The sequence below is a fragment of the Pelomonas sp. Root1237 genome (genome assembly GCF_001425055.1).
In the GTDB taxonomy this organism is placed as follows: Bacteria; Pseudomonadota; Gammaproteobacteria; order Burkholderiales; family Burkholderiaceae_C; genus Pelomonas.
Map to the genome: position 1 here is coordinate 81,135 of NZ_LMDK01000020.1, position 17,044 is coordinate 98,178.

The window sequence follows — 17,044 nt, forward strand, 5'->3', positions numbered from 1 at the left end:
CTTCCCCGTGTGACGCCCGGCTCTCACAGGCGCGTCCCCTGCAGCAGGCCTCGTTCAGCCAGGTTGCCGATGAGGGCGCGCAGGCCGAAGCGCCATGGCGGCGCCGTCTCGCAATGCGTCACGCGGTTTTGCAGGCTGCCCAGCCAGTGGCTGTGGATGGTGACCACGTCGCCCAACTTGTGGGTGAAGCCGCTGCCGGGCTCGTCACGGTCTTCAGTGGGCGCGAACAGCGTGCCCAGGAACAGCATGAAGCCGTCGGGGTATTGGTGGCACGCCATCGTCTGGGCCACCAGGTCGACCGGGTCGCGGCTGATCTTGGCCATGGTGTTGATGCCGCGCAGCGTGAAGCCGTCGTCCCCGCTCACGTGCAGGTGCACGGTCTCGCGGCGCACCTCGTCCAGGCCGAACGGGCCGTCGAACAGGCGGATGAAAGGGCCGATGGCACAGGAGGCGTTGTTGTCCTTGGCCTTGCCGAGCAGCAGTGCGCTGCGACCTTCGATGTCGCGCAGGTTCACGTCGTTGCCCAGTGCCGCGCCGACGATGACGCCCCGGCTGTTGACAGCCAGCACGACCTCGGGCTCGGGGTTGTTCCAGGCGGAATCGGCGCGGATGCCGATGTCCTGGCCGTGCCCCACGGCGGCCAGCACCGGCGCTTTGGTGAAGACCTCGGCATCCGGCCCGATGCCGACCTCCAGGTACTGCGACCACAGGTTCTTCTGCTGCAGCAGCGTCTTCAGCGCCTGCGCCTGCGGTGACCCGGGGCGGATGTCGGCCAGGCTGTCGCCGATCAGCGCCAGCACCTGGCTGCGCAGCGCCTGGGCACGACTGGCATCGCCGCGCGCCTGCTCCTCGATCACACGCTCGATCAAGCTCGAGGCAAAGGTCACCCCGGCGGCCTTGACCACTTGCAGGTCGCACGGCGCCAGCAGCCACGGCAAAGCCGGGTCGCGGCCTTCCGCCTTGCTGTTGTCCAGCAGCGCATCGACGCTGCACAGCAATTCGCCGGTCACCGAGCGCACGGCCGACGCGGGATCGTCTGTCTCGAGCAAGGTGCTCATGGTGGCGAAGTGCCGGCTGACGTCGAACACGCCGTCCGGGCGCTGCAGCACCACAGATGGACCACCGGGCGAGCCGGCGCGCCAGACGCGGCCCACCAGCGTGCCGGCCAGGCCGTCTTGCGGCAGCAGGGGGTGCACGCCCTCGGCGCGCGCAGGCAGGGCGGTCGTTGTCGCGGTCATTCAGGCTTCTCGGATGTTGTGAAAGGTGGGACGCGGAGCGCGTGGCGATGTCGGCAGGCCGTCGCGAACAAGGGTGGACGCCAGGCGGGCGGTTGCGCCGCCATGCGAAACAAACTACTTGGCGGCTGCCGTGCCGCTGCGCACCTTGGCCAGTTCGGCATTCAACTCCGCCGTCGTGTCCTCGCCGAACTCCTTGCTGAACTTGGCCAGCACCGGCTGCAGCTTGCTGCGCATCTTGGCCTGCTCGGCCGCCGGCAGGTCGGTGATCTGCATGCCGGCCTTCTTGAGCTCGGCCAGGGCCGTCTCGGAGAACGCGCGGATGGTCTTGCGCTCGTACAGCGTGGCTTCGCGTGCGGCGTCCTGCACGATCTTTCGTTCGTCCGCCGAGAGGCCGTCCCAGGTCTTCTTGGACATCAGCAACACCCAGGCGCTGTACATGTGCCGCGACAGCACCATGTGTTTTTGCACTTCGTAGAACTTGCTGGCAAGGATGGTGGCGGCGGGGTTCTCCTGGCCATCCACCGCCGACTGTTCCATCGCCGTGTACAACTCGGTGAAGGGCATCGGCGTGGCGTTCGCACCCAATGCGTTGAAGGTGTCCAGGAACAGTGGACTCTGGATGACGCGAAGCTTCAGGCCGCTCAGGTCTTCGGCGCGCTGCACCGGGCGACGCGAATTGGTGACGTGCCGGAAACCGTTTTCCCAGAAGCCCAGGCCAATCAAGCCTTTCTCGGGCAGCGTGGCCAGCAGCTTCTGGCCAAAGGGGCCGTCCAACACCGCATCGGCTTCCTGTTCGTTGTTGAACGTCAAAGGCAGGTTGATCACGCCGAAGGGCTTGACGAGGGACACGAGCGTCGAGCTGTCGGGCACGGTCATCTCGAGCGTGCCGCCGCGCAGCGCCGACGTCATGCTGATGTCGTTGCCCAGCGCGCCGCTGGCGAAAACACGCGCCACCAGCTTGCCGCCGCTCTTGGCTGCCAGCTGTTCGGCAAAGAACTTCAGCGCCTTCGCCTGAGGATGGTCCTCGCTGAGGCCGATGCCGATCTTGAACACGTGTTCCTTGATTTGCGCCGAAGCGGGGCCGGCGAGCGCGGCGAGCAGGGCAGCGGCGAGGCCGAGGGATCTGATTTGCATGATGTCTCCAGGATCGTGAAGTTCGGAGCGCGTGACCTTGCTCCGACCTGCCGGCCCCTCTGGGGGCGGTTCTTGATGGAGTCGGAGGCTAGGTGAGCCCCCTGGCCCAGTCCACTGAATTTTTTAGCTAGCATCCATTCCAAATGCTGATGAGTTCCGACAAGCCTTCTGGGAAACCCTTGGCCGTGGCGCAACTGTCGCGGCTGCGTTTCAGGCATCTGCACTTCCTGGACATCCTGGGACGCACGCGCAATCTGCGGCTGACTGCCGAGCAGATGCACATCACCCAGCCGGCAGCGACCAAGGTGCTCATGGACATCGAGGAGATGCTGGAGTCGCGCCTGTTCGATCGCCTGCCGCGTGGCATGCGGCCGAACGAGCTGGGCCTGTTCACCTTGCGCTACGCCCACGCGGCGTTGGACAGCCACCGCAAGTTCGTCGACGAGTTCAGCACCCTGAAGCAGGGCGGGCACGGCCATTTGACGATCGGCGCCATCTCGGGCTCGGCGGCGCACCTGCTGATTGCGGCGGTGGCCGAGCTGCAGCGCCTGCGTCCGTTGCTGGTGTTGAAGATCCTGGAACAGAGCAGCGACCAGCTGATCATCTGGCTGGCCGAGCGCAAGATCGACGTGATGATCGGCCGTTTCACCGACAAATCGCAAAGCGACCAGTTCCAGTACGAAAGGCTCGCCGGCGAAGGATTGCAGATCACTGCCGGCGTTCACCATCCGCTGCGCGGCGTTCAGGCACCGGGGCTTTTGGAGCTCTCGCGCTGGCCGTGGATCCTCTATCCGACGTCCACGGCGCTGCGCAAGGTGTCGGACGACATCTTCAGCAGCACGGGCCTGTCGCTCACCTCGGGCATTGTCGAGACACCGTCGTTCCTGTTTGCGATCGAGCTGATGCAGAGCACCCACATGCTGTCGCTGCAGCCTGCTGCGCTGGTGGACAAGTACGTGCGGCGGGGTCTGCTGACGCGAATTGCCGCCGACCTCCCCGATCGCATGCCCGACTTCGGCCTGATCACATTGCGAGACGAGCCCCCCAGCACCGCGGTTCAAGCGTTCACGGACGTCATTCGCAACTTGGCCGAGCAGGCGATCGCGACAGCGTAGGTCCGCTGCCCTGCCCTCGCACCCCCGACGAGGGCTGCATCAGCAGCCGCGGCGAGCCCCGGACGACAGCCTCACCATTTCCTGAGCCGGCTGCCGAACAGCGCGTAGAACAGGATGAGCCCGTACCAGGGCAGCATGACCCAGTAGCCCCGCTGCGGCGTCCACACATCGGCGAAGTGGCCGTAGAGCATGGGGATCAGCGCACCGCCCGCGATGCCCATGATGAGCAGGGCCGAACCGGCCGCCGTGTACTTGCCCAGGCCTTCGAGCGCCAGCGGCCAGATGGACGGCCAGACCAGCGCGTTGGACAGGCCTAGCATGGCGAGGAAGAACACCGTGTTCGGGACCGACGGCACGCCGGCCCAACCCAGCAGGGCCTGCGAGATGCCCGACTCCGTCGGCGACGACATGGCCACGCCGAGCACGAAGGCGATGCCGCTGACGGCCGAGAAGATCAGGGCCAGACGCTGTGACATCCAGCGCGGAATCAGCGCCACGCCGAGCAGATAGCCCAGCACCATGAAGCCCATGGTGTAGGACGTCAACACGCCGTAGTGGGCCACGCCAAGTTCACGGCCATACAGGCCGATGGTGTCGCCGGCGATGACTTCCACACCGACATAGCCGAACAAGGCCATCGCACCGAGCACCACCTGCGGATGCTGGAAGACACCCCAGCGCTTCACGGCACCGGTGGGTGCATCAGCCGCTTCCAGCTCGGGCTCGCGCAGCGACGAGAAGTGGATGAGCGCCATGAAGATGACCAACCCCACGGCCATCACCGCATAGGGAAAGACCAGGCGCTGCGACAGCTCGTTGCGCAGCGCTTCGCGCCCCGCCGCATCGACCGCCGCAAGCGCCGACTCGGAGAAGCGCTCCATGCCGGACAGGATCAGCGCCGAGAACACCAGCGGCACGACGATGCCGGCGCCCTTGTTGAACAGGCCCATGATCGAGATGCGCATGGCCGCGCTCTCGCGCGAGCCGATGCAGACGATGTAGGGGTTGATGGCGGTCTGCATCAGCGTCATGCCGCTGGCGAGGGTGAACAGGGCCAGCAGGAAAACCGCGTACTGCCCCGACTTGGCCGCCGGGATGAAAGCCAGCGCACCGATGGCCATGACGCCGAGAGCAGCCGTCATGCCGCGCTTGTAGCCGATGCGCGCCAGGATGGCCGCGCTCGGCAGGGCCATCACCGTGTAGGCGATGTAGAAGGCAAACGCCACCCACAGCGCCTGGAAGTTGTTCAGCTCGCAGACGATCTTCAGGAAGGGGATCAGGGAGCCGTTCAGCCAGGTGACAAAGCCGAGGATGAAGAACATCAGGCCGATGAAGATCATCGGCAGCAGCACGCCCTGGCCTGCCGTGGATGTGAGGGTTTTGGTGTGCATTTGAGAAGGCGTCAGGCAAGGGCTGGCAGCGGTGGGTGTACACCGCCGCCAGGAACCGCAACAGAGGTCGAACCTTAGAACTTGGCTCGCACGCCGACGCTGTAGCGAGCGCCGTTTTCGTACACGCCCACCGGGATGCCATCGACCGTGTTGGACTTGATGACCTCGTTGTTGAGGTTGACCGCGCTGGCGTAGAGGGCGATCTTGGGTGTCACGTCCCAGCTGGCCGACGCATCCCACTGGCCATAGGCGCTGTTGACGACCTGGCCGCCCATCTCCACGTTGCCATAGCTCTTGGAGCGGTAGTTGTACGAGACGCGCAGCGTGATGGGGCCCTGCTCGTAGTAGCCGCTGAAGTTGAACTGGTCACGCGAGTTGCCCAGCACCTTCAGGCGCGGCTGGCCGGCCACGGCGCCGGCCTTGGCGTCGGTGAAGGTGTAGTTCACGACGGTGCCGAAGCCGGTGTTGCCGAAGGGCTGCTGCCACTGCAGCTCGAAGCCCTTGATGTCGGCGCCGTTGTCGGCGTTGTAGGGGCGCTCGATGGTCAAGGTCTCGCTGCCCACCTGCTCGGACTTGGAAGCCTTGTAGGTGAAGGTGTCGAGCTTCTTGATGAAGAAGGTGCCCGAGATCAAAGCCGCATCGGCGTAGTACCACTCGGCGCCGATCTCGGCCTGGTTGGCGTGCACCGGCTTGAGCAGCGGGTTGCCGGCATAGCCCTTGGACAGCACGGTGCCGTCGCGACGCATGCCTGGGCTGAGCAGGTCGAAGGTCTGGCGGGCCATGGCGCGCGAGACCGAACCGCGCAGGATGAGCTGCTTGCTGAGGTCGTAGACGACGTTCAGGCTGGGCAGCGCATCGGTGTAGTTGTTGCCGACGCTGGTGGGCGAGAAGCCGCCGCTGGCGTTGCCGAGGTAGCCGTCCGAGGTCTGCTGCGTGCGCACGAAGCGCAGGCCGAAATCACCGCGCAACTGCCCCATCGCATAGTCGGCCTTGGCGTAGACGGCGCTGATGCGCTCCTTGATCTGGTAGTTCTCGTTGAGCACATCCTTGTACGTCATGGCCTTGTCGAACATTGGGATGCCCTTGCTCGCAACCAGCGCGTCGTCATACCAGGCGTATTGGGTCAGCGCGTCGGACGTGGCCGCCGCCTGGCTCAGCAGCGGCGAGGGGCCGGTGGACAGGTCAGACAGGCTGAACGACTGCCAGCCCGTGGAGCCTGGGCCGGCGGTGCCCTGGATGCGGGTGTTCTTCAGCGTGTTGTCGCGCAGCTTGATACCCAGCTTCACGGCCTTGATGACGCCACTGTCGAGATCGAAGGTCACGTCGCCCTGGGCGTAGTTCTCCTTGGCCTCCATGCGGCGGATGCGGTCGTCGCCGGCCTTGAGCGTCAACACCTTGGGGTCAAGCGGGCTGATGTCGAGGTACTTCACGCCGTAGTGATCCGGCCCGAGCGAGATCGTCGTGCGCGTGTCGCCCTCCATCCAGAAGTGACGGTCATGCGAGCTGCCGCCCGAGCTGTTGGTGGTGCCGACCTGGCCATGGAGCTGCCAGTTGCCGCCCTGGTAGCTGCCGTCCAGATCTGCCACGCGGGACTTGATGTAGCTCTCGCGGTAGATGGGCTCGAAGGACACGCCGGTCTTGGGGCCAAAGGTGCCGCCCACCAGCGCCTTGCTGCCGTCGGCCACGGTGATGAACTTCGGGTCGACGGCGCTGATGACGCCGCCCACCGCCAGGCCGCCGGCCTGCCAGAGGTAGTTCTGGTTGTTGTTGTTCATCTTCATGTCCGAATCCATCAGGTTCAGGACGATGTCGGTGGCCGGGCTGGGCTGGAACTGCAGCGCCAGGTTGGTCGTCGTACGCTCGCGCTCCTGGCGGAAGATGGCCGAGCCGCCGCCCCAGGAGGCATAGGCGTTGGTGACGGCGCCGTTCTGGTCCTTCACGTCGTACTTGCCGTCGGAGAACTGCTCCAGGCCGTCGCGGCGCATGTGGCGCTTCTGGCTGCTGATGGCCAGCAGCACGCCGAAGGTCTTGTCGTCGCTCTTCCAGTTCAACAGGCCCGAGACCTGCGGGTCGGTCTTGCCGGGCAGCTTGCTGTACATCGCCTCGGCCGAGGCCTGCAGCGTCAACTGATCCTTGAAGGCCAGGGGCTTGCGGGTCTTGACGATGACGAGGCCGCCGATGCTGCCTTCATCCAGGTCGGCCGACGGGCTCTTGAACACGTCCAGGCTGCCGACGATCTCGGAGGGCAGCACGTCGTAGTTGAAGCTGCGCGTCTGCGGCTCGTTCAGCCACCACTCCGACGACGCGACGGACTGGCCGTTGAGCTGCGTCATGTTGAGGTTCTTGTCGGTGCCGCGCACGAAGATGGCCTTGCCTTCACCCCAGATGCGGTCCACCGAGATGCCGGGCACGCGCTGCAGCGAGTCGGCCACGTTCTTGTCGGGGAACTTGCCCACGTCCTCGGCGCTGATGCTGTCGACGATGTTCTGCGACTCGCGCTTCTCGGCGAGGTTCTTCTTCAGCGTGGCCCGCACGCCGCGGATCTCGACGGTGTCGAGCTGCTGGGCGGCGTCCTGGGCCATGGCGCCAAGCGCTGTCGCGCCGAGTGCCAGGCCGATAAGTCGGGGCAAGAGAAGGGGCTTGAAGTGAGGCTTGGCCACGTAGGTGCTCCTGGGCAACGAGTTTTGTTGGACAACAAGGGGCCTCGCCCATGGCAGATGTGCCATCGGGTGGGGCTCAACTCAGAAGGCCAGGGCTGCGTTGTCTCTTGTCGTCAGACCCTGGCCAGTGCCCGCAATCTAGCGGCGGCGCTCACACCTGGAGCAAGGCGTTGCGCTTTGTTGGACTTCATTGCGCCGACGTTACGTTGGCGCAAGACAGGGTCAGGTCGCGGCCGTGATTTGCCCGTCGCAGGCGCCGAAACCGATGCGCCGGTATCCGGGTTTTTCCGCAAAGGCGCGCAGGCCGAGGGTGTCGCCGTCGAGCACGAAGGTGCGCGTCTCGCCATTGGGCAGCGTGATCGGCTGCTTGCCACCTGCAGTCAACTCCAGCAACGAGCCAGCCTCTTCCGGCGCAGGCCCGCTGATGGTGCCAGTGCCCAGCAGGTCACCCGGCTGCAGGTTGCAGCCGTTGCTGGCGTGGTGGGTCAACATCTGCGCCAGCGACCAGTAGGCATGGCGCAGGTTGGAGCGTGACAGCCGTGTCGCCTCGCTCATGGCCGGTGTCTTGAACCAGACCTCCAGCTCGATATCGAAGCTCGCGTTCGCGCGATGCGCCGGCGAGTCGAGATAGGGCAGCGGCTGCGGGTCGCCGTCGGGCCGCGTGAATGGGATGCGGAAGGGCGCCAACGCCTCCATCGTCACGATCCACGGCGAGATCGTCGTGCCGAAGTTCTTGGCCAGGAAGGGCCCGAGCGGCTGGTACTCCCAGGGCTGGATGTCGCGGGCCGACCAGTCGTTGAGCAGCGTGAGGCCGAAGGCGTGCTCGTCCGCTTCATCGATGCCGAAAGGTTCGCCCAGTGCGTTGCCGGGCCCGACGAAAAGGCCCAGCTCCAGTTCGCAGTCGACGCGCGCGCTGGGCTTGAAGACGGGCACCTCGGCGTCCGGTGGCTTGACCTGGCCCTTGGGCCGGCGCAGCGGCGTGCCGCTGACGACGATGGAGGAGCTGCGGCCGTGATAGCCGATGGGCACCCACTGGTAGTTGGGCAACAACGGGTTGTCCGGGCGGAACAACTTGCCGATGGCACGGGCGTGGTGGATGCCAGTGTAGAAATCGGTGTAGTCGCCGATGCGGCAGGGCAGCGTGTACTCGGCCTCGGGCTGCGGCACGAGTTCGAGTTCAGGCGAGCCGGCCTTCAAGGTATCAAACAGGCGATGGCGAAGCGCGCGGCGCTCGCCACTGGGTCGAGCCATCAGGGCGTTGAGATCGGTGATGCCCCAGCCGGTCAGGTCGAGGATCTGGTCGCCGATGCCGACGCCCACACGCCAGGGCTCCAACGTGCCGGTGCGGCGGAACGTGCAGAACGGCAGGTTCTGCAGCGGGAAGTCGGTGGCCGGGTCGTTGGCCGAGGCGACCCAGGAGAGAGCGGCTTGGTCGTGCGTGTGATCAATCATGCTTTGAACTCGTCTTTCAGACCTTGCCAGCAGTTGGCGTAGGTCGCCTCCAGCGGCGCGTCACGTAGCGCCCAGCTCGTGGGCTTCAATGGCCAGCGCGTCTCGAACATGAAGGCCAATGTGGCGTCCAGCTTGTGCGGCTTCAAGTCGGCGCCGCTGGCCTTGTCGAAGGCCTCGGTGTCGGGGCCGTGCGGCACATAGCTGTTGTGCAGGCTGGCGCCACCGGGCTTGAAGCCCTCGGGCTTGGCGTCGTACTGGCCCAGCACCAGGCCCATGAACTCGCTCATCACGTTGCGGTGGTACCAGGGGGGCCTGAACGTGTCCTCGGCCACCATCCAGCGCGGCGGGAAGATGACGAAGTCGACATTGGCCCAGCCAGGCGTGTCGCTGGGGCTGGTCAGCACCGTGAAGATGCTGGGGTCGGGGTGGTCGAAGCTGACGGTGTTGATCGTCATGAAGCGCGACGTGTCGTACCGATAGGGCGTGAGGTTGCCGTGCCAGGCCACGACGTTGAAGGGGCTGTGCGCCTGCTTCGCCCGCCAGAGCTTGCCGCCGTAGCGCTTGACGATCTCGTACTCGCCGTCTTCCTGCTCGTGCCAGGCCACCGGCGCCTCGAAGTCGCGCGCATTCGCCAGGCCGTTGGAGCCGATGGGGCCGAGTTCGGGCAGCCGCATCGCCGCGCCGAAGTTCTCGCAGACATAGCCGCGGGCGGGCACGTCGAGCGGGTCGACCTTGAAGGCCATGCCGCGCGGCAGCAGCGCGATGGAGCCGGGTGCGACTTCCAGCCGGCCCAGTTCGGTGGTCACCAGCAGGCGGCCTTGCTGCGGCACGAGCAGCATCTCGGCATCGGCGTTCACCAGGGCGCGGCGACCCATGGAGCGCGTGGCGACATAGGCGTGGGCACCCATGCCCGTCATGCCGACCTCGCCGTTGACGGCATAGCTGCGCAGGCCGTCGACGAAGTCGCCGTCGCCTTGCATGGGCGCCGGCCCCCAGCGCAACGGATCGGGCGAGGCGCATTCGCCCTCCGCCGCACCGCTTTTCCAGAGCGCATGCGACAACGCCTCGTAGCCCCCGACGACGACCGACGGCCGGCGACGGTACATCCAGGTGCGCTGGTTGTCGGCCCGCGGTGCGGTGAAGGCGCTGCCGGACAGCAGCTCGGCATACAGCCCGTGCGGCGCGCGCTGCGGGCTGTTGCGGCCGATGGGCAGTGCGCCGGGCACGGCTTCGCTGCTGTGCTGGTTGCCAAAGCCCGTCAGGTACTTCATGGAGCTCAGTTCAGTCATGGTGTTCGTGCGCCAACGCGAAGGCTTGCCGAAGCACCTCACGGTCGCCAATGTGGTTGCACAGGATCAACGCAAGCCGCGCCAGCCAGTCGGCCGCGGCGGCGTCGGTGAGGCCGGCCTGGGCGGCAATGAGCTCGGCGTAGAAGACATCCGCCTCGCCCCCGAAATTTGGGGTCAGTGTCAATTTATGCATCGGGCTTCCCTTGAGCTCGGGCCAGCGCGGTGCGCAGCACGTCGGCATCGAAGCGGTGCCAGCGCGCGGCCACGATGGCGTCGGGACGGATCAGATGAACGCTGCCGGGCCGTGCGCCGTAGCGCGTGGCCGCAACGCCCTCAGCCGGCAGCGTGACCACACGCACACCGGCCGCTGGCACCGGCCAGCCGAAGGCCAGCAGCACGAACTCCGAGCCGAACAGCTCGCTGAGCCAGCCCTCGTCCAACGGTGCGTCCGGCGCCGGGCAGCCCGGTGCAGGGCCACCCGCCCAGGCCTCGGTGTCCGGCGTGCTCAGCGGCGAGTCGACATGCTCGGTCGGCGCGGACAGACGGCCGCTGTTGACCAAGGGCTTGGCGAAGTCGGTGCGTGCTGCCAGGTCCAGCGCCGCCTTGCGCAGCCGCAAGCTGAGCGCGCTCTTGGGGCTGATGAAGTCGGTCGCGCGCGTGGAGTGGCCGATGTTGTCGTCCGCCGCCTCGATGCGCTCGAACTCATAGGCGTCCAGCAGCATGTCGCCCCCTTCGCCCTTCAGCACGGCGGCCAGCTTCCAGCCCAGGTTGTCGGCGTCCTGCACACCGCTGTTGGCGCCGCGCGCGCCAAAGGGAGAGACCTGGTGGGCCGCGTCGCCGGCCAGCAGCACACGGCCCACACGGAAGCGCTCGGCGCGGCGGCAACAGAATTGGTAGATCGACGACCAAGCCAGCTCGAAACCGTCGGTGCCCAGCATGGCGGCAACGCGAGCCTTGATGCGCTCGGTTTCGCGCTCCGCCTCAACATTCGCATCGCGGCCGAGCTGAAAGTCGATGCGCCACAAGCCCTCGGCCTGCGCATGCAGCAGCACGGACTGGCCACGGTGGAAAGGCGGATCGAACCAGAACCAGCGCTCGGGCTTGGCGGGGTCCAGCCCACGCGGCTGCACGCCGGGGGCGAGGCGCACGTCGGCGATCAGGAAACGGTCCTCGAACACCTGTCCTTGAAAGCCCAAGCCCAGCAGCGTGCGCGTGGGGCTGCGCGCGCCGTCGCAGCCAACGACCCAGTCGGCCCGCATGTCGAACAGGCCGTCGGGCGTGCGCACATTCAGCGTGACACCGGCCTCGTCCTGCTCCAGCCCGATCAACTCATGCTTGCCACGCAGCTCGATTCGCCCATCCAGTTGCACCGCGCGCACGAGCTTGGCCTCGACCACGTCCTGTTGCAGGTTCACCATCGCCGGCATCTTGTGATGGCTCTGTGGCAGCAGGTCGAAGGCATACGCCTCGCGCTCGCCGTGGAAGACGCGGCCGCGCTGCCAGCGCACGCCTTCGCGCGCGATGGCCTCCCCGATGCCGAGACGGTCGAACACCTCCAGCGTCTTCTTGGCCCAGCAGACGGCGCGCGAGCCCTCACCGATGCGGTCGCTGTCGTCGATGACGACGACGGGCACATCGCGCCTGGCGAGATCGAGCGCCAGCGTCAGGCCGACAGGTCCGGCGCCGACGATGACGACCGGGCGGCGCTGCGGCTGGGCGCTGCGCTGCTCCAAACTCTGGTGATACGGGTACTGCGGCAGATCCATACCGCGTCAGGCCCCTTCCAAGGCCTTCCACATTTCCACGTCGCGCTCGGCGGTCCAGATGCGCGGATGCGATGTGCCACCGGCCTCGTCGTAGGCGCGGGTCACGTCGAAGGGCATGCAGTGGTCGAAGATGACCCAATGGCCGTACCTGGGCCGCAGCGCGGCCAGGGTGCGCTGGTACACCGCCTTCAATTCCTCGTTGGCATTCACGCCCGCTTGCACGGCTGCGAACAGCTCACTGACGAAAGCGCGCGTGCCGGACAAGCCTGCAGCAACCTGCTCGGCACCTTTCAACGCCGGTCCACGCCCTGGCACGAGGGTGTTGGCGTTGAGCGCGGCGATGGCATCCAGCGTTGCCGGCCAGTCGGCAAAGTGCGCGTCGCCGCAGTAAGGCGTCGCGTCGAATTCGACGAGATCGCCGCTGAACAGCGCCCGCTCCTCGGGCAGCCAGGCCACCGTGTCGCCCGCCGTGTGGCCGCGGCCGGGCGAGAACATCTCGACCTTGACGCCGCCCAGGTCCAGCGTGAGCCGGCCGCTGAACGTCAGCGTCGGCCAGGTCAGCCCTGCCGGCACGGACTCGACGTTGCGGAACAGCCGCGGGAAGCGGCCGATCTCGCTGGCCTTGTCCTGCTCGCCGCGCTCCTTGATGAGCGCCAGCGTCGCGTCGCTGGCAATGACCTGCTCCAGGCCCTCGGCCTTGAAGGCCGACGCGCCCAGCACGCGCACCGCGTGGTAGTGGCTGAGCAGCACGTACTTGATCGGTGCGGTCGTCACTTCGCGGATGCGACGAATCACATCGGCCGCCATGACGGGCGTGGCCTGGGTGTCCACCACCATGACCGCATCGCGGCCGATGACGATGCCGGTGTTGGGGTCACCCTCGGCGGTGTAGGCCCAGGCGTGCTCGGACAGACGTTCGAAGGTGACCCTTTTCTCTTCCAGGTCGGCTTGCGAGGCAAAGGCTTTGGTCGTCATGCGGGTCTCCAACATCGAAGCCGAAATTTATCCTATTACAAATCAATTCACCAATATAGAATTTTCAGCATGGTTGAGCCCAAGGCCCCGCGAGGCATCCAGAGCATCGAAGTGGGTGGCCAATTGCTGCTGGCACTGGCCCACCGCGGCAGGCCCATGGCATTGAAGGACCTGGCCCGAGAGGCTGGCATGACGCCGGCCAAGGCCCATCCCTACCTCGTCAGCTTCATCAAACTCGGCCTCGTGGAACAGGAGGGCGGCAGCGGGCCCTATGGCCTCGGGCCGCTGGCACTGCAGCTCGGCCTCATCAGCCTGCAGCAGTACGACCCAGTGAGGCTGGCCACGCCTGTCATCGAGGAACTGGCCCAAAAGATCGGCCACACGGTCGCCATTGCCGTCTGGGGCACGCACGGCCCCACCATCGTGCGCGTGGCCGAGGGGCCGACGCCCGTGCACATCAGCATGCGCCATGGCACGGTGATGAGCCTGGCGGGCACGGCGTCGGGGCGCCTGTTCGCGGCCTATCGCACCGAGGAAGCGGCGGCGCTGGCGCAGACCCTGCCGGAAGAGGCGGTCATCGCCGCCGTGCGCGCGGCGGGCCTGGCCACGTCGCGGGACAGCGTCGTCGCCGGGGTCAGCGCTGCGGCCGCACCCGTCTTCGACGCCTCCGGGCGCCTGGTGCTGGCCTTGACAGCCATCGGGCCCACTGCCGGCTTGGACATTAGTCTTCAAGCACCGCTGGCCGCCGCGTTGCGGGATGCTGCAGCGCTGTTGTCACGGCGCCTGGGCCGATGAAACATCTCAGCCGCCACGACAGGCAGGCGACAGCAAGTTTTGCTGAAAACCAAGCAAACTATTTTTGCGACCTGGAACACGAGTTCAAGAATCTTTCGACTCAGTTGGCAACTTGTGATTCAAAACATATCTCTTAACGTCATATCTGATCAAATAAAGAGATAGATGGTCACATTTGATCTTCACATGCTGCCGAACCATGGCGGAACGTGAAGATGGATTGCTGGTTGGCAAACTGCAGCATTCCAGCCACACCCGCGCATGCTTGGGGGTGGCGATAAATCTCATTGCGATCAATGACTTGCGCTCCAAAACGGCCCTGCATCAGCTGCATTTGAAGAACGGCTAGGGGTTTTCCCAAGCCGGTCTGAATTTCGTGCGCTCCGAGAATTTGCTTCAGCCGCCGCCCGATCGGGCGGTTTGTCTCTTGGCTGAACCGTCTGGCAACACACCCGCTTGCCATTCCTTTCTGGAGCAGTGATGCATAAGCAAACCAAAATCGCCGCCGCGGTCCTGATGACCGTCGGCGGTCTCAGCGCTTGGGCCCAACAAGCCCCCGCGGAACCGCAGCAGATCGAGCGAGTGACCGTCACCGGTTCGGCGATCAAGCGCATCGACGCCGAATCCTCCGTGCCGGTCACCATCGTCAAGATGGCCGATCTGCGCAGTGCCGGCGTGACCTCCGTCGAACAGGTGATGGCCAACCTGGTGGGCGTCCAGCAGTCGACCAACGCGGCACAGTCCATCGGCTCGGGCAGCGGTGGCGCCTCCTTCGCCGACCTGCGCGGCATCGGTCAGGACAAGACCCTCGTGCTGCTGAACGGCGAGCGCATCGCCAATAACGCGGTCGACGGCTCGGCCCCCGACCTGAACATGATCCCCTTCGCTGCGATCGACCGCATCGAAGTGCTGCGCGACGGTGCCTCGGCCCTGTACGGCACGGACGCCATCGGCGGCGTGATCAACTTCATCACGAAGAAGAGCTACAACGGCGGCACCATCACCCTGGGCTATGACAGGCCCAAGCATGCAGGTGGCCGCGCCAAGAGCGCCAACGTCGGCTTCGGCTTCGGCGAGCTGGACAAGCAGGGCTTCAACCTCTCCGGCTTCCTCAGCATGAAGAAGGAAGACCCGATTGCGGGCAACGAGCGCGACTTCAACAAGCGCATCGTCGGTGGCCTGTCCAACAGTACCGATCCCGCCAACTACACCCAGGATTTCAGCGCGCTCTACAACCCGGCCGCTCCGGGCTGCGCGGGCACTGCCCTGATCCCGATTGCCGGCGGCACGCAGTGCAAGATCGTCACGCCGAACTTCGTTGACTTCGCGCCCAAGTCGGACACGGTGTCCGGCATGCTCAAGGGCACGCTGCGCGTCAATGATTCGCTGGAACTGGGTGCAGAAGGCTTCCTGACCCGCAACCGGGTCACGACGCGCATCGCCCCTGTGCCCTACGGCGGCTATTACATGAACCCGACCATGCCCAATGGTCAGAAGAACCCCTATTTCCCCACGGCGCACATCGACCCGACCTTCGATGATGGCACCGCCGGCACAAAACCCTTCAACCCTTCTGCGGCCTTCGCCAACCCGGTGGCCGTGCAGCCGGGCTTCGCCTACGTCTTCTGGCGCGACTTCCCCAACGGTTCGCGCGCGCAGATGAACGAGAACAAGCAAAGCCGCATCGTGCTGTCGGCCGAAGGCAACGCCCTCAACTGGGACTATTCGGTCAAGTTCTCGGCGAACAAGAACACGGTCGACCAGAACCTGACGGGTGGCTACGGCGACGGCGACATGATCGGTGAAGGCCTGCTCGAAGGCGTCATCAACCCCTTCGGCGCCCAGAGCGCCGCCGGTACCGCCCTGCTGGAAAAAGCGGCCCTGAACGGCAAGCTGCAGACCGCCACCGGCAAGATCAACATCTTCAAGATCACGGCGAGCCGCGAACTGGGTGACTGGTTGGGCGCTGGGCGCCCGGCGCAGATCGCCGTGGGTGGCGAGTACCGCAAGGAAAACTACGATTCGCACCCGGTCAAGGAATTTGCCCAGCTCGTCTCGGCGTCGACCGGCGTCGATCCCGATGCGACTGCCAAGGGCACGCGCAAGGTCGGCGCCCTGTACACCGAAGTCAACGTGCCGGTGAACAAGATGCTTGAGCTGACCGGCTCCGTGCGTTATGACAAGTACAGCGACTTCGGCGACAGCACCAATCCCAAGCTGTCGTTCCGCTTCCAGCCCAGCAAGGAAATGCTGTTCCGCGGCTCGGCATCGACGGGCTTCCGCGCGCCGACGCTGTTCGAGCTTTACAGCTCGACTTCGTTCACCAACACGGCCGGCAACTTCAACAACCCGATCAACTGCCCGGGCGGCACCCCCATCCCCGGCGCATCGCAGGCCAACTGCAATGGTCAGTTCCAGGTCCAGAACGGCGGCAACCCCAATCTGAAGCCTGAGAAGGCCAAGAACTACACCCTGGGCGCCGTGTTCGAACCCATGACCGACCTGAGCCTGGGCATCGATTTCTGGGCGATCAAGATCAAGAACGCGATCGCCGTGCTGCCGCAGTCGACGCTGTTCCAGAACTACACGCAGTGGCAGCAGTACTTCCACTTCTCCCAGCCCGGCAACCTGCTGTCCATCACCAGCAACTGCCCGGGTCCGAAGTGCGGTTACGTTGAACAGCTGAACCAGAACCTGGGCGGCACCAACACCAACGGTATCGACCTGAGCGCCCAGTACCGCCTGCGTTCCAACGTCGGCCAGTTCGACTTCGCGTTGAACAGCACCTTCGTCAACAAGTACGAGTACCAGGACTACCCGTCGGGCCCGTGGAACCAGAACGTTGGCATCTACTCCGGTGCCGGCCCGATCTTCAAGTGGCAGCACAACCTGACGGCCAACTGGGCCTACAGCAGCTTCGCTCTGGGTACGGCGGTGCACTACAAGTCCGGCTACGTGGACTTCACGCCGACCAACCATGTCTCGGCGTTCACGACGACCGACCTGTACGGCAGCTGGTCGCCGATCAAGGGCGCTTCCCTGGTGCTGGGCGTTCGCAACCTGTTCGACCGCGACCCGCCGTTCACCAACCAGGCCGACCTGTTCCAGTCTGGCGGCTGGGATTCGCGCTACGCAAACGCAGCGGGCCGCACCTACTACGTGCGCGGCACCTACTCGTTCTAAGCTCCCAACGGGCTCAGCCCCGAAAGCCGCTCAGCTTGCCTGAGCG

Annotated in this window: 13 protein-coding genes; 3 read left to right on the forward strand and 10 right to left on the reverse strand. The window is 65.6% G+C overall.

Annotated features, from left to right (window positions below; translation table 11 throughout):
* Positions 1-23: 23 nt before the first annotated feature.
* Together ASC91_RS25170 and ASC91_RS25175 are read right to left on the reverse strand one after the other, a co-directional pair.
* Positions 24-1,238 (reverse strand): fumarylacetoacetate hydrolase family protein, encoded by a 1,215-nt coding sequence (locus ASC91_RS25170; protein ID WP_056203822.1) that lies wholly within the window; start codon positions 1,236-1,238, stop codon positions 24-26.
* Positions 1,239-1,352: 114 nt separating this feature from the next.
* Complete coding sequence (locus tag ASC91_RS25175) at positions 1,353-2,372, reverse strand: TRAP transporter substrate-binding protein (RefSeq protein ID WP_056203825.1); 1,020 nt, start codon at positions 2,370-2,372, stop codon at positions 1,353-1,355.
* A 149-nt stretch (positions 2,373-2,521) separates the two neighbouring features.
* Between ASC91_RS25175 and ASC91_RS25180 the strand changes: the two genes are divergently transcribed.
* Positions 2,522-3,487 (forward strand): LysR substrate-binding domain-containing protein, encoded by a 966-nt coding sequence (locus ASC91_RS25180; RefSeq protein WP_056204490.1) that lies wholly within the window; start codon positions 2,522-2,524, stop codon positions 3,485-3,487.
* Positions 3,488-3,558: 71 nt separating this feature from the next.
* On the opposite strand, the gene ASC91_RS25185 is transcribed toward ASC91_RS25180, so the two are convergent.
* From ASC91_RS25185 to ASC91_RS25215, 7 genes are all read right to left on the reverse strand, one after another.
* Positions 3,559-4,878, reverse strand: coding sequence for a sugar MFS transporter (locus ASC91_RS25185; RefSeq protein WP_056203828.1), 1,320 nt, complete (start codon positions 4,876-4,878; stop codon positions 3,559-3,561).
* Between the two features lie 74 nt (positions 4,879-4,952).
* On the reverse strand, positions 4,953-7,508 hold the full coding sequence (locus ASC91_RS25190; protein ID WP_235532100.1) for a TonB-dependent receptor: 2,556 nt from the start codon (positions 7,506-7,508) through the stop codon (positions 4,953-4,955).
* A 252-nt stretch (positions 7,509-7,760) separates the two neighbouring features.
* Positions 7,761-8,990, reverse strand: coding sequence for a fumarylacetoacetase (fahA, locus tag ASC91_RS25195; protein ID WP_056203833.1), 1,230 nt, complete (start codon positions 8,988-8,990; stop codon positions 7,761-7,763).
* Positions 8,987-10,279: a homogentisate 1,2-dioxygenase gene (gene hmgA / locus ASC91_RS25200; protein ID WP_056203836.1), complete on the reverse strand. Its 1,293-nt coding sequence runs from the start codon at positions 10,277-10,279 to the stop codon at positions 8,987-8,989. The genes fahA and hmgA overlap by 4 nt, the downstream gene beginning before the upstream one ends.
* Complete coding sequence (locus ASC91_RS25205; RefSeq protein WP_056203839.1) at positions 10,272-10,472, reverse strand: DUF2783 domain-containing protein; 201 nt, start codon at positions 10,470-10,472, stop codon at positions 10,272-10,274. Before ASC91_RS25205 ends, hmgA begins: the two co-directional genes overlap by 8 nt.
* The gene (locus ASC91_RS25210) at positions 10,465-12,045 is read right to left on the reverse strand and encodes an FAD-dependent oxidoreductase (RefSeq protein WP_056203842.1); all 1,581 of its coding nucleotides are present in this window, start codon (positions 12,043-12,045) and stop codon (positions 10,465-10,467) included. The genes ASC91_RS25205 and ASC91_RS25210 overlap by 8 nt, the downstream gene beginning before the upstream one ends.
* A 6-nt stretch (positions 12,046-12,051) precedes the next feature.
* Positions 12,052-13,020, reverse strand: coding sequence for an MBL fold metallo-hydrolase (locus tag ASC91_RS25215; RefSeq protein WP_056204493.1), 969 nt, complete (start codon positions 13,018-13,020; stop codon positions 12,052-12,054).
* Positions 13,021-13,089: 69 nt separating this feature from the next.
* Here ASC91_RS25215 and ASC91_RS25220 point away from each other — a divergent pair, with 69 nt between their 5' ends.
* Positions 13,090-13,815: an IclR family transcriptional regulator gene (locus ASC91_RS25220; protein ID WP_056203845.1), complete on the forward strand. Its 726-nt coding sequence runs from the start codon at positions 13,090-13,092 to the stop codon at positions 13,813-13,815.
* Between the two features lie 169 nt (positions 13,816-13,984).
* On the opposite strand, the gene ASC91_RS29705 is transcribed toward ASC91_RS25220, so the two are convergent.
* On the reverse strand, positions 13,985-14,149 hold the full coding sequence (locus ASC91_RS29705) for a hypothetical protein (protein WP_157282092.1): 165 nt from the start codon (positions 14,147-14,149) through the stop codon (positions 13,985-13,987).
* Positions 14,150-14,295: 146 nt separating this feature from the next.
* Here ASC91_RS29705 and ASC91_RS25225 point away from each other — a divergent pair, with 146 nt between their 5' ends.
* Positions 14,296-16,998 carry a TonB-dependent receptor gene (locus tag ASC91_RS25225; RefSeq protein ID WP_056203847.1) on the forward strand — a complete coding sequence of 901 codons (2,703 nt, stop codon included), beginning with the start codon at positions 14,296-14,298 and terminating at the stop codon, positions 16,996-16,998.
* Positions 16,999-17,044 lie beyond the last annotated feature (46 nt).

Bases quoted from the DNA above. Each gene is read 5' to 3' on its own strand.
- ASC91_RS25170 (WP_056203822.1), bottom strand. From the start codon at position 1,238: ATGACCGCGACAACGACCGCCCTGCCTGCGCGCGCCGAGGGCGTGCAC.
- ASC91_RS25175 (WP_056203825.1), bottom strand. From the start codon at position 2,372: ATGCAAATCAGATCCCTCGGCCTCGCCGCTGCCCTGCTCGCCGCGCTC.
- ASC91_RS25180 (WP_056204490.1), top strand. From the start codon at position 2,522: ATGAGTTCCGACAAGCCTTCTGGGAAACCCTTGGCCGTGGCGCAACTG.
- ASC91_RS25185 (WP_056203828.1), bottom strand. From the start codon at position 4,878: ATGCACACCAAAACCCTCACATCCACGGCAGGCCAGGGCGTGCTGCTG.
- fahA (WP_056203833.1), bottom strand. From the start codon at position 8,990: ATGATTGATCACACGCACGACCAAGCCGCTCTCTCCTGGGTCGCCTCG.
- hmgA (WP_056203836.1), bottom strand. From the start codon at position 10,279: ATGACTGAACTGAGCTCCATGAAGTACCTGACGGGCTTTGGCAACCAG.
- ASC91_RS25205 (WP_056203839.1), bottom strand. From the start codon at position 10,472: ATGCATAAATTGACACTGACCCCAAATTTCGGGGGCGAGGCGGATGTC.
- ASC91_RS25210 (WP_056203842.1), bottom strand. From the start codon at position 12,045: ATGGATCTGCCGCAGTACCCGTATCACCAGAGTTTGGAGCAGCGCAGC.
- ASC91_RS25215 (WP_056204493.1), bottom strand. From the start codon at position 13,020: ATGACGACCAAAGCCTTTGCCTCGCAAGCCGACCTGGAAGAGAAAAGG.
- ASC91_RS25220 (WP_056203845.1), top strand. From the start codon at position 13,090: ATGGTTGAGCCCAAGGCCCCGCGAGGCATCCAGAGCATCGAAGTGGGT.
- ASC91_RS29705 (WP_157282092.1), bottom strand. From the start codon at position 14,149: ATGCAGCTGATGCAGGGCCGTTTTGGAGCGCAAGTCATTGATCGCAAT.
- ASC91_RS25225 (WP_056203847.1), top strand. From the start codon at position 14,296: ATGCATAAGCAAACCAAAATCGCCGCCGCGGTCCTGATGACCGTCGGC.